This window comes from Streptomyces sp. NPDC033131 (genome assembly GCF_055578365.1).
Window position 1 is genome coordinate 1 of record NZ_JBVIPA010000042.1, and the last position, 11,832, is coordinate 11,832.

Annotated in this window: 11 protein-coding genes; 5 read left to right on the plus strand and 6 right to left on the minus strand. The window is 69.9% G+C overall.

Annotated elements, in window-relative coordinates; all coding sequences use genetic code 11:
* The 5 genes from ACZ5XS_RS36975 to pgl all read left to right on the plus strand — a co-directional run.
* A partial coding sequence (locus tag ACZ5XS_RS36975) for a transketolase-like TK C-terminal-containing protein (protein ID WP_468658915.1) occupies positions 1 to 819 on the plus strand: 819 nt, incomplete at its 5' end.
* A 34-nt stretch (positions 820 to 853) separates the two neighbouring features.
* Positions 854 to 1,972 (plus strand): transaldolase, encoded by a 1,119-nt coding sequence (tal, locus tag ACZ5XS_RS36980; protein WP_468658917.1) that lies wholly within the window; start codon positions 854 to 856, stop codon positions 1,970 to 1,972.
* A gap of 4 nt (positions 1,973 to 1,976) precedes the next feature.
* Positions 1,977 to 3,500 carry a glucose-6-phosphate dehydrogenase gene (gene zwf, locus ACZ5XS_RS36985; RefSeq protein ID WP_468658919.1) on the plus strand — a complete coding sequence of 508 codons (1,524 nt, stop codon included), beginning with the start codon at positions 1,977 to 1,979 and terminating at the stop codon, positions 3,498 to 3,500.
* The gene (gene opcA, locus ACZ5XS_RS36990) at positions 3,497 to 4,591 is read left to right on the plus strand and encodes a glucose-6-phosphate dehydrogenase assembly protein OpcA (protein ID WP_468658921.1); all 1,095 of its coding nucleotides are present in this window, start codon (positions 3,497 to 3,499) and stop codon (positions 4,589 to 4,591) included. Before zwf ends, opcA begins: the two co-directional genes overlap by 4 nt.
* Complete coding sequence (gene pgl / locus ACZ5XS_RS36995; RefSeq protein ID WP_468658923.1) at positions 4,588 to 5,370, plus strand: 6-phosphogluconolactonase; 783 nt, start codon at positions 4,588 to 4,590, stop codon at positions 5,368 to 5,370. The genes opcA and pgl overlap by 4 nt, the downstream gene beginning before the upstream one ends.
* A 272-nt stretch (positions 5,371 to 5,642) precedes the next feature.
* Here pgl and pgi read toward each other — a convergent pair whose 3' ends face one another.
* The 6 genes from pgi to ACZ5XS_RS37025 form a co-directional block, all read right to left on the minus strand.
* Positions 5,643 to 7,298: a glucose-6-phosphate isomerase gene (pgi, locus tag ACZ5XS_RS37000; RefSeq protein ID WP_468658925.1), complete on the minus strand. Its 1,656-nt coding sequence runs from the start codon at positions 7,296 to 7,298 to the stop codon at positions 5,643 to 5,645.
* A gap of 52 nt (positions 7,299 to 7,350) precedes the next feature.
* On the minus strand, positions 7,351 to 8,619 hold the full coding sequence (locus ACZ5XS_RS37005; RefSeq protein WP_468658927.1) for an MFS transporter: 1,269 nt from the start codon (positions 8,617 to 8,619) through the stop codon (positions 7,351 to 7,353).
* 138 nt (positions 8,620 to 8,757) lie between these two features.
* A complete protein-coding gene (locus ACZ5XS_RS37010) occupies positions 8,758 to 9,093 on the minus strand; it encodes an RNA polymerase-binding protein RbpA (RefSeq protein ID WP_010352468.1) in 336 nt (111 codons plus the stop codon).
* 212 nt (positions 9,094 to 9,305) lie between these two features.
* Positions 9,306 to 9,536, minus strand: coding sequence for a preprotein translocase subunit SecG (gene secG, locus ACZ5XS_RS37015; protein WP_217235871.1), 231 nt, complete (start codon positions 9,534 to 9,536; stop codon positions 9,306 to 9,308).
* A 101-nt stretch (positions 9,537 to 9,637) separates the two neighbouring features.
* Positions 9,638 to 10,393, minus strand: a complete 756-nt coding sequence (gene tpiA / locus ACZ5XS_RS37020; protein WP_468659033.1) for a triose-phosphate isomerase — start codon at positions 10,391 to 10,393, stop codon at positions 9,638 to 9,640.
* Between the two features lie 42 nt (positions 10,394 to 10,435).
* Complete coding sequence (locus tag ACZ5XS_RS37025; RefSeq protein ID WP_468658929.1) at positions 10,436 to 11,647, minus strand: phosphoglycerate kinase; 1,212 nt, start codon at positions 11,645 to 11,647, stop codon at positions 10,436 to 10,438.
* Between the last annotated feature and the right edge of the window lie 185 nt (positions 11,648 to 11,832).

Sequence of the window (11,832 nt, forward strand, 5' to 3'; positions counted from 1 at the left end):
CCGTACGGCCGCACGATCCACTTCGGTATCCGCGAGCACTCCATGGCCGCGGAGATGAACGGCATCGCCCTGCACGGCAACACCCGCATCTACGGCGGCACGTTCCTCGTCTTTTCCGACTACATGCGCAACGCGGTACGCCTGTCCGCGCTGATGCACCTGCCGGTCACCTACGTGTGGACGCACGACTCCATCGGCCTGGGCGAGGACGGCCCCACCCACCAGCCGGTCGAGCACATCGCGTCCCTGCGCGCCATCCCGGGCCTGAACGTGGTCCGCCCGGCCGACGCCAACGAGACCGCGATCGCCTGGCGCGAGATCCTGCGCCGCTACACCAAGGTGTTCGGCAAGGGCGCCCCGCACGGCCTCGCCCTCACCCGTCAGGGCGTACCCACCTACGCGCCCAACGAGGACGCGGCCAAGGGCGGTTACGTCCTGTTCGAGGCCTCCACGGGAACGCCCGAGGTGATCCTGATCGCGACCGGTTCCGAGGTGCACGTGGCCGTCGAGGCGCGTGAGCAGCTCGAAGCCGACGGTGTGCCGACGCGGGTCGTGTCCATGCCGTCCGTGGAGTGGTTCGAGGAGCAGGACCAGGGGTACCGGGACAGCGTCCTGCCGCAGGCGGTCAAGGCGCGGGTCGCGGTCGAGGCCGGCATCGGTCTCACCTGGCACAAGTACGTGGGCGACGCCGGTCGCATCGTTTCCCTGGAGCACTTCGGTGCTTCGGCCGACGGCAAGGTGCTCTTCCGCGAGTTCGGCTTCACTGCGGAGAATGTGGCTGCCAAGGCCAGGGAATCCATCACCGCCGCCCAGCGCTGACGCTCATATACGACACGTAGGAGATGCAATTTCCATGACAGACGCACTCAAGCGCCTCTCCGAAGAAGGCGTGGCGATCTGGCTGGACGACCTGTCGCGCAAGCGGATCACGTCCGGCAACCTCGCCGAGCTGATCGACCAGCAGCACGTCGTGGGCGTCACCACCAACCCGTCGATCTTCCAGAAGGCGATCTCCGAGGGCGACGGTTACGACCAGCAGCTCTCCGACCTCGCCGTCCGCAAGGTCACGGTCGAAGAGGCCATCCGCATGATCACGACGGCCGACGTCCGTGACGCGGCCGACATCCTGCGCCCGGTCTTCGACGCCACCGGCGGGCAGGACGGCCGGGTGTCCATCGAGGTCGACCCGCGCCTGGCCCACAACACGCACGCGACCGTCGCCGAGGCCAAGCAGCTCGCCTGGCTGGTGGACCGCCCCAACACGCTCATCAAGATCCCGGCGACCGAGGCGGGCATCCCGGCGATCGCCGAGGTCATCGGCCTCGGCATCAGCGTCAACGTCACGCTGATCTTCTCCCTGGAGCGCTACCGCCTGGTCATGGACGCCTTCCTGACCGGCCTGGAGAAGGCCAAGGAGCGCGGCCTGGACCTCTCGAAGATCCATTCCGTGGCGTCCTTCTTCGTGTCCCGTGTGGACACCGAGATCGACAAGCGGATCGACGCGCTCGGCACCCCCGAGGCCAAGGCCGCCCGCGGCAAGGCGGGCGTCGCCAACGCGCGCCTGGCCTACCAGGCGTACGAGGAGGTCTTCTCCTCGGACCGCTGGAGCGCGCTGGAGAACGCGGGCGCCAACAAGCAGCGTCCGCTGTGGGCCTCGACCGGCGTCAAGGACAAGGCGTACAAGGACACCCTGTACGTCGACGAGCTGGTGGCGCCGAACACGGTGAACACCATGCCGGAGGCGACCCTGTTCGCCACCGAGGACCACGGCGAGATCCGGGGCAACGCGGTCGCCGGCACCTACGAGCAGGCCCGCGCCGACCTCGACGCGGTCGAGAAGCTCGGGATCGCCTACGACGACGTGGTCCGGCTGCTGGAGGAAGAGGGCGTCGACAAGTTCGAGGCGTCCTGGACCGACCTGCTCAAGTCGACCGAGGCGGAGCTTCAGCGCCTCGCCCCTTCGGAGGGCTGAACCCTTGTCGAGCAGCAACCCGCTGCGTGACCCCGCCGACCGACGGCTCCCGCGTATCGCGGGGCCGTCGGGCCTGGTCATCTTCGGCGTCACGGGCGATTTGTCACGAAAGAAGCTCATGCCCGCCGTGTACGACCTTGCGAACCGGGGTCTGCTGCCGCCGGGTTTCTCGCTGGTCGGTTTCGCCCGGCGTGAGTGGCAGCACGAGGACTTCGCACAGGAGGTCCATGACGCCGTCAAGGAGCACGCGCGTACGCCGTTCCGTGAGGAGGTCTGGCAGCAGCTCATCCAGGGGATGCGCTTCGTGCAGGGCACCTTCGACGACGACGAGGCGTTCGAGCGGCTGCGCGGCACGATCGAGGAGCTGGACAAGGCCCAGGGCACGGGCGGCAACTTCGCCTTCTACCTCTCCGTGCCGCCGTCCGCCTTCCCGGTGGTCATCCAGCAGCTGAAGAAGCACCAGCTGGCCGACCAGTCGAGCGGCTCCTGGCGGCGCGCGGTCATCGAGAAGCCCTTCGGCCACGACCTGCAGTCGGCCGAGGAGCTCAACGCGACGGTCGAGGAGGTCTTCGCCCCGGACCAGGTCTTCCGCATCGACCACTACCTGGGCAAGGAGACCGTCCAGAACATTCTGGCGCTCCGCTTCGCCAACACGATGTTCGAGCCGATCTGGAACCGGTCCTTCGTGGACCACGTGCAGATCACCATGGCCGAGGACATCGGCATCGGCGGCCGGGCCGGCTACTACGACGGCATCGGCGCCGCCCGTGACGTCATCCAGAACCACCTCCTGCAGCTCATGGCCCTCACGGCCATGGAGGAGCCCGCCTCCTTCGACGCGGACGCACTGGCCGCGGAGAAGACCAAGGTGCTCGGCGCGGTGCGACTGCCGAAGGACCTGGGCCGTGACACCGTCCGCGGACAGTACGCGGCCGGCTGGCAGGGCGGCGAGAAGGTCATCGGCTACCTCCAGGAAGACGGCATCAACGCCCAGTCGAAGACGGACACCTACGCGGCCATCAAGCTGGAGGTGGACAACCGCCGCTGGGCGGGCGTCCCCTTCTACCTGCGCACCGGCAAGCGTCTGGGCCGTCGGGTCACCGAGATCGCGGTGGTCTTCCAGCGGGCCCCGCACTCCCCCTTCGACCACACGGCGACGGAGGAGCTCGGCAAGAACGCGATCGTCATCCGCGTCCAGCCCGACGAGGGCGTCACGGTCCGCTTCGGCTCCAAGGTGCCCGGCACCTCGATGGAGATCCGGGACGTGTCCATGGACTTCGCGTACGGCGAGTCCTTCACGGAGTCCAGCCCCGAGGCGTACGAGCGGCTCATCCTCGACGTCCTGCTCGGCGACTCGAACCTCTTCCCGCGCACCGAGGAGGTCGAGCTGTCCTGGAAGATCCTCGACCCGATCGAGGTGTACTGGGACGAGCACGGCAAGCCCGCCCAGTACCAGGCCGGCACCTGGGGCCCCGGCGAGGCGGACGACATGCTCGAGCGAGACGGACGGAGCTGGCGCCGGCCATGAAGATAGACCTCACGGACACCACGGCCAGCAAGATCAACAAGGCGCTGGTCCAGGGCCGCCGCGCCATCGGCACACCGGCCGTCGGCATGGTGCTCACCCTGGTCATCGTCACCGACGAGGAGAACGCGTACGACGCCCTGAAGGCCGCCAACGACGCCTCGCACGAGCACCCCTCGCGCACGCTCGTGGTCATCAAGCGCGTCTCGCGTTCGCCCCGCGACCGGACGCAGTCCCGTCTCGACGCCGAGGTCCGGGTGGGAGTGGAGGCGGGCACCGGCGAGACGGTCGTCCTGCGGCTGTACGGCGAGGTCGCGAACCACGCCCAGTCGGTCGTCCTGCCGCTGCTCCTGCCGGACGCCCCGGTGGTGGTCTGGTGGCCGGTGAACGCGCCCCTGGACCCGGCGGGCGACGCGCTGGGCGCCCTCGCCCAGCGCCGGGTCACCGACACCTACGCCTCCGAGCAGCCGGTACGCGAGCTCGGCGCCCGCGCCGACACCTACACGCCCGGCGACACCGACCTCTCGTGGACCCGCATCACGCCCTGGCGCTCGATGCTGGCCGCGGCCCTGGACCAGGTCACCTGCGAGGTCGAGACCGTCGAGGTGGAGGGCGAGGAGTTCAACCCGAGCTGTGAGCTGCTGGCGATGTGGCTCGCGGACCGGCTGGACGTGCCGGTGAAGCGGTCGCTGTCGTCGGGCCCCGGCCTCACCGCGGTCCGCATGAACACCGACTGCGGCCCGATCGTCCTGGACCGCGCCGACGGCTCCCTCGCGACCCTCTCCATCGAGGGCCAGCCGGACCGGGCGGTCGCGCTCAAGCGGCGCGAGACTGCCGAGCTGATCGGGGAGGAGCTGCGACGGCTGGACCCGGACGACACGTACGCCTCGGCGCTGCGCTTCGGTGTGGACCGGCTGCACGTCTCCAACGGCCAGGGCGCCAAGGGGTCCGGCACGGGGAAGACCACCGATGCCGAGGCACCGGTGGCCAAAGGAGAAGCGGCCGCGGTCCCTACTCCCCTCGAAGCGGCTGCGAAAGCACCCGCGAAGGAAGCGGCGGCGCCGGCCCCGGTGAGGAAGGCGGCCGCGAAGTGAGCACTCCGCAGCTGGTCGTGCACCACGACAAGGAACTGATGGCCCAGGCCGCCGCGGCCCGCCTGATCACGAAGATCGTGGACGCGCAGGCCTCCCGGGGCTCGGCGTCCGTGGTCCTCACCGGCGGCCGCAACGGCAACGGCCTGCTGGCCGCGCTCGCCGCCGCGCCCGCCCGGGACGCCGTCGACTGGGCCCGGCTGGACCTGTGGTGGGGCGACGAGCGGTTCCTGCCCGAGGGCGACCCGGAACGCAACGTCACGCAGGCCCGCGAGGCCCTGCTGGACTCCGTGCCCCTGGACCCGAAGCGCGTGCACGCCATGCCCGCGTCGGACGGTCCGCACGGCGCCGACGCGGACGCGGCCGCCGCCGCCTACGCGGAGGAGCTGGCCCGGGCGGCCGGCCCCGAGAACCATGGTGCCGCCCCGACCTTCGACGTCCTGATGCTGGGTGTCGGCCCGGACACCCATGTGGCGTCGCTGTTCCCGGAGCTGCCCGCGGTACGGGAGACCGAGCGCACGGTCGTCGGCGTCCACGGGGCTCCGAAGCCCCCGCTGACCCGCATCACCCTCACCCTGCCCGCGATCCGCGCCGCCCGCGAGGTCTGGCTCCTCGCGGCCGGTGAGGACAAGGCCCAGGCCGCGGCGATCGCCCTGTCGGGTGCGGGCGAGATCCAGGCCCCGGCGGCGGGCGCGTACGGCAGGCAGCGCACCCTGTGGCTGCTGGACTCGGCGGCGGCCTCGCAGCTGCCGAGGTCGCTGTATCCGCCGGCGTCGGCCTGACCTCTGACCGGTGGGAAAGCCCCAGGCGTTCGGCGAATGGCCGGGGACGGCCCGGTCGGCGGCTTCGGCGGGGCGCTATTGCTGTAGCCCTGCTGCGTGAGCTGGAGATATACCTCCCGCTCACGCAGCAGACGACCACCGCCCCCCGGTCCCCGGTTCTCCCGGATCTCGAAGTCCATCGCACCCCTTGAACTGGGGTGTTGCCACGACCACTAGAACTCAAGCGTCGGCCTGGGGCTTTCCGCTGTCCGGGATGGCTCACGGGCCCGGGCTCACTGCCTGTGCCGCAACTCCCGGTACGTCGCCACCAGGGCCTTCGTGGACGCGTCCAGGTCCGGCACCTCGGCGCCCTCGGTGAGTGCCGGCTCGACGCGCTTGGCGAGGACCTTGCCGAGCTCGACGCCCCACTGGTCGAAGGAGTCGATGTTCCAGACGGCCCCCTGGACGAACACCTTGTGTTCGTAGAGCGCGATGAGCTGGCCGAGGACCGACGGGGTGAGTTCGCGGGCGAGGATCGTGGTGGTGGGGTGGTTGCCCTGGAAGGTCTTGTGCGGAACCAGTTCCTCGGGCACGCCCTCCGCACGCACCTCGTCGGGTGTCTTGCCGAACGCCAACGCCTGCGTCTGCGCGAAGAAGTTGGCCATCAGCAGGTCGTGCTGCGCCTCCAGCCCGGGCTGGAGGTCGGCGACCGGCCGGGCGAAGCCGATGAAGTCCGCCGGGATCAGCTTCGTGCCCTGGTGGATCAACTGGTAGTACGCGTGCTGCCCGTTGGTGCCCGGCGTGCCCCACACGACCGGCCCGGTCTGCCAGTCGACGGGCGTTCCGTCCCGGTCCACCGACTTGCCGTTGGACTCCATGTCCAACTGCTGCAAGTAGGCGGTGAACTTGGACAGGTAGTGGCTGTAGGGCAGCACCGCGTGCGACTGGGCGTCGTGGAAGTTGCCGTACCAGATGCCCAACAGGCCGAGCAGCAGCGGCACGTTGGACTCGGCGGGCGCGGTGCGGAAGTGCTCGTCGACGAGGTGGAAACCGTCGAGCATCTCCCGGAAGCGGTCCGGCCCGACGGCGATCATCAGCGCGAGGCCGATCGCCGAGTCGAAGGAGTACCGGCCGCCCACCCAGTCCCAGAACTCGAACATGTTCGCCGTGTCGATGCCGAACTCCGACACCTTCCCGGCGTTCGTCGACAGCGCCACGAAGTGCCGGGCAACGGCCTCCGGGCCGGCCTTGAGCTCGGTGAGCAGCCAGTTGCGCGCGGAGGTCGCGTTGGTGATCGTCTCGATCGTGGTGAACGTCTTGGAGGCGATGACGAACAGCGTCTCGGCCGCGTCCAGGTCGCGGACGGCCTCGTGCAGGTCGGCCCCGTCCACGTTGGACACGAACCGGACCGTGAGGTCGCGGTCGGTGTACGCGCGCAGCGCCTCGTAGGCCATCGCGGGGCCCAGGTCGGAGCCGCCGATGCCGACGTTGACCACGTTCCTGATGCGCTTGCCGGTGTGGCCGGTCCACGCGCCGGAGCGGACCCGCTCGGCGAAGGAGGCCATCTGGTCGAGGACGGCGTGCACGCCCGGCACGACGTTCTCCCCGTCGACCTCGGTCACCGCGACACGCGGCGCCCGTAGCGCGGTGTGCAGGACCGCCCGGTCCTCGGTGGTGTTGATCCTCTCCCCGCGGAACATGGCGTCCCTGAGGCCGAAGACGTCGGTCGCTGCGGCCAGCTCGCGCAGCAGCCGCAGGGTCTCGTCGGTGACGAGGTGCTTGGAGTAGTCGACGTACAGGTCCCCGACCTGCACCGTGTACCCGCTGCCGCGCCCGGGGTCGGCGGCGAACAGCTCGCGCAACTGCGCCTCGCCGAGCTCCTCGCGGTGCTCGGCCAGAGCGGTCCACTCGGGCGTCTGGTTGAGCCTGGTACGGCCGTCTGCGTTCATGTCGGACTTCAGCCCTCTTTCCTACGGTCCCTGCCGGTCCCAACCTAGTTGATCAGCGCGTGACCGGACCTGTCCTGACGCCGTCGTCCGGCGCGACAACAGGTACGTCCCGCTTGCCCACGGGTATCAACGAGGTCACGGCGAGGGTGAAGAGGACGGCCCCCAGCAGGGCGGGTGCGTTCAGACCGAAGGCCCCCGCCACCGCTCCGCCGAGCAGGGCGCCGAGCGGCGCTCCGGACGTCGAGGCCGTGCGGAAGGCGGCGGCGATACGGCCCACCATGCCTTCGGGACTGCGCTGCTGCATCAGCGTGACCTGGTTGACGTTCCACACCATGTTCATGGCGCCGAGCAGCAGCATGCCCGCCATCAGCGCGGCCAGGTGGCGGACGGTTCCCATCAGGAGCAAGGAGGCCGTCTGGAGGCATCCGGCCAGGAGCAGGGCGCGCGCCCTGCCGGTCCGGCGCGCCACCCTCTGGGCGACGAGGCCGCCGGCGATGCTGCCCACCGAGAACGCCGTCAGCACGGCCGCGTACTCCGCTTCGCCCCCGTGCAGCCAGTGCGTCACGTGCAGGACCAGCGTGGCGATCAGGGCGCCCACGCCGATGTTGCAGAGCAGGGTGGCCACGCAGGTCGCCCGCAGCACGCGATCGCGCCACAGCGCGCGCAGGCCCTGGCCCGTCTCCGCCCGAAGGGTGCTGCCGGCCGGGCGCGGCTCCCGCTCCGGCGGCGCCACCCGCAGCGATGCCACGAGGGCGGCGGCCAGCAGATAGGTGCTCGCGTCGGCCGCGAACGGCATGGCCACCCCGACCGTCAGCAGCAGCGGCACCAGCGGGGCCGCCAGCAGGCCGCCCGCGAGCTGTTGCCCGGTCATCAACCGGGCGTTGGCTCCGCCGAGGAGCGTGCGGTCCACCAGGGAGGGCAGCAGCGCGGTGGCGGCGTTGTCGAAGAGGGTCTGCAGCGTGGTCAGCGAGAAGGCGAGCACGAGCAGCAGGGGGATCGAGGCGTGCCCGAGGCCGACGGCGAGCGCGAAGCAGGCGACGAGCAGCCCTCGTACGGTGTCGACCGCCCACATCGCCCGCCGCTGGTCCACGCGGTCGGCGACGGCCCCGCCGAGCAGCCCGAACAGCAGCCAGGGCACATAGCCGCAGGCGGTGACGGACGCGATGACGAGGGGATCGTGGGTGAGCTGCACGGCGAGCAGAGGCAGCGCCGCGTTGCGCAGCGCGTCGCCGAACCGCGACACCACGGCCGCGGTCCACAGCCGCCCGAATCCCCCGCGCCATGCGGGCGCCCCCACGCCCGTCGCGTCGACCGTCGCCACAGCCTCCCCCTCACGATTCGCCTGTGCGCAAACCGTAGAGGGCACCACTGACAACCGGCCTCGGCGCGGCAACCGGCCCAGGGCGTCGTCGAACAGGTCCGGCCGGACATCCGCGGATGTCCGGCCGACTCTCAATTCCTAGATTTCGCCCCGCAGTTTGGCGAGCGCCTCGGCGAGGATCGCCTCGCCGTCCGCGTCGCTGCGCCGCTCTCTCACATAGGCGAGGTGCGTCTTGTAGGGCTCGGTGCGTGGTGGGGCCGGTGGGTTGTCCCGGTCCTGACCTGCTGGAAAGCCGCAGCGCGGGCAGTCCCAGGTATCGGGGACCTGCGCGTCGCTGGCGAAGCTGGGCTGCGTCTCGTGCCCGTTGGAGCACCAGAAGGAGATGCGCAGACGCGGCGCGGACTCGCCCCGCTCGGCCTCGCCCATCGGCCCCGCCCCGACCCGGCTTCCTCGGATCGCGTTGCCACTTGCCACGGTCGTAACTCCCTGCGTGATGGTGCCGCAAAGCGAGTCGGCGTTTCGCTTCACTGCGAGCGCCTTAGTCTACGTAAGGCCCAACGCGCGTCCAGTGGTTGGAGTTACAGCTCCCACACAAGACGCAAGCCCCATGATAGGCCGCGCTCAGGTGCGCGTACCGAACATGGGGCCTTACGTGCGGAACAGGCGTGCTGCGTGTGCGACGCTGATCAGTTGTTCGCCTTCATCAGCAGGCCCAGCACGACAATGCACGCGAACCAGAGCAGACCGACCACGACGGTGATGCGGTCGAGGTTGCGCTCGGCGACCGAGGAACCACCGACGGACGACTGCATGCCGCCACCGAACATGTCGGAGAGGCCGCCACCCTTGCCCTTGTGCATCAGCACCAGAAGCATCATCAGCAGGCTGAAGACGAGCAGGGCGATCGAGAACCCCATAACCACGGCTGGACCAACTTCCTCGGATTCTGATGGACGACGGGGTCCAGCAACGAGCGCTGGACCCCGCAAGGGTACGACGGAACGCCGCTACCGCATACTCACTGGTCGCGGAAGCGCGCGATCTTGACGAACTCGTCCGTGTCCAGCGAGGCACCGCCGACCAGGGCGCCGTCGATGTCGGCCTGGGCCATGATCTCGGCGACGTTGCCGGACTTCACGGAGCCGCCGTACTGGATGCGGACCTTGTCGGCCAGCTCCTGCGAGTACAGCTCGGCGATCTTGCCGCGGATGGCGGCGCAGACCTCCTGGGCGTCCTCGGCGCCGCAGACCTTGCCGGTGCCGATGGCCCACACGGGCTCGTAGGCGATCACGACGGACTCGGCCTGCTCGGCCGGGATGTCCTTGAGGCCGCCCTCGACCTGGGTGAGGGTGTGGGTGACGTGGTTGCCCGCCTCGCGGATCTCCAGTTCCTCGCCGACGCACAGGATCGGGGTCAGGCCGTGCTTGTAGGCGGCCTTGACCTTGGCGTTCACCAGCTCGTCGGTCTCGTTGTGGTACTGGCGGCGCTCGGAGTGGCCGATGGCCACGTACGTGCACTTCAGCTTGGCCAGCATCGCACCGGAGATCTCGCCGGTGTAGGCGCCGGAGTCCTGCGCCGAGATGTCCTGGGCGCCGTACTTGATCTTGAGCTTGTCGCCGTCGACCAGGGTCTGCACGGAGCGCAGGTCGGTGAAGGGCGGCAGGACGGCGACCTCGACGGCGTCGTAGTCCTTGTCGGCCAGGGCGAAGGCGAGCTTCTGGACGTGGGCGATGGCCTCGAGGTGGTTGAGGTTCATCTTCCAGTTGCCCGCCATCAGCGGCGTGCGCCCCGAAGAAGTAGATGCAGCCATTAAGGGTCAGTCCTCCAGTGCGGCGAGCCCGGGGAGCGTCTTGCCCTCGAGGTATTCGAGGGAGGCGCCGCCACCGGTCGAGATGTGGCCGAATGCGTTCTCGTCGAAGCCCAGGATGCGGACGGCCGCGGCGGAGTCGCCACCGCCCACCACCGTGAAGCCCGGGGAGTCGAGGAGGGCCTGGGCGACCGCCTTGGTGCCCTCGGCGTAGTCGGGGTGCTCGAAGACGCCCATGGGGCCGTTCCAGAAGACGGTGGCGGCGTCGGCGAGCTTCGAGGCGTACAGCTTGCGGGTCTGAGGGCCGATGTCCAGGCCCAGCTGGTCGGCGGGGATGGCGTCCGCGGCGACGGTGTCGGGGTTCGCCGGCGCCTTGGTCTTCAGGTCCGGGAACGCGGTGGAGGTCAGTACGTCGACGGGGAGGACCAGCTCGACGCCGTTCTTCTCCGCGCGCTCGATGTACTCCTGGACGACCGGGATCTGGTCGTCCTGGAGGAGGGAGGCACCGACCTCGTAGCCCTTGGCCTTGAGGAAGGTGAACACCATGCCGCCGCCGATGAGGAGGCGGTCCGCCTTGCCGAGCAGCTGGTCGATGACGGCGAGCTTGTCGGAGACCTTGGAACCGCCGAGGGCGACGACGTAGGGCCGCTTGACGTCCTCGGTGAGCTTCTTCAGGACGCCGACCTCGGTGGCGATGAGGTAGCCGGCCGCGTGCGGCAGGCGGGCCGGGAGGTCGAAGACGGAGGCGTGCTTGCGGTGCACGGCGCCGAAGCCGTCACCCACGTACACGTCCGCGAGGGCGGCGAGCCGGTCGGCGAAGGCGCCGCGTTCGGCGTCGTCCTTGCTCGTCTCGCCGGCGTTGAAGCGCAGGTTCTCGATGACGGCGACCTGGCCGTCGGCGAGGCCGGCGACGGTCGACGTGGCGGACTCGCCGACCGTGTCGGTCGCGAAGGCCACCTCGGCGCCGAGGAGTTCACCCAGACGCACGGCGGCCGGCCCGAGCGAGAACGCCGGGTCCGGGGCGCCCTTGGGGCGGCCCAGGTGCGAGGCGACGACCACCCGGGCGCCCGCCCCGGCGAGGGCCTTGACGGTGGGCAGGACGGCGCGGATGCGGCCGTCGTCGGTGATCGTGGTGCCGTCGAGCGGCACGTTCAGGTCGGCGCGGACGAAGACCCGTCGGCCCGCGACGCCTTCGGCGAGAAGTTCGTCGATCGTCTTCATTGAGGGAACTCCTGAGGAGGGCTCGTGATGCTCATGATCGTAAGAGGGCTGGTCTGCACGTGAGTCAGGGCTCGGGGGGGGGGGGGGGGGGGGGTTGAGGGCGCCCTTTTCCCCTCCACAATCTTGCCTTTCCCGTCGACTCGCCTTTCCCGTAAAAGAGCCAAAGACGTAAAGGAGAGTGGGCA

Coding starts and splice junctions, on each gene's coding strand:
- tal (WP_468658917.1), top strand. CDS start 854: ATGACAGACGCACTCAAGCGCCTCTCCGAAGAAGGCGTGGCGATCTGG.
- opcA (WP_468658921.1), top strand. CDS start 3,497: ATGAAGATAGACCTCACGGACACCACGGCCAGCAAGATCAACAAGGCG.
- pgi (WP_468658925.1), bottom strand. CDS start 7,298: ATGAACGCAGACGGCCGTACCAGGCTCAACCAGACGCCCGAGTGGACC.
- secG (WP_217235871.1), bottom strand. CDS start 9,536: ATGGGGTTCTCGATCGCCCTGCTCGTCTTCAGCCTGCTGATGATGCTT.
- tpiA (WP_468659033.1), bottom strand. CDS start 10,393: ATGGCGGGCAACTGGAAGATGAACCTCAACCACCTCGAGGCCATCGCC.
- ACZ5XS_RS37025 (WP_468658929.1), bottom strand. CDS start 11,647: ATGAAGACGATCGACGAACTTCTCGCCGAAGGCGTCGCGGGCCGACGG.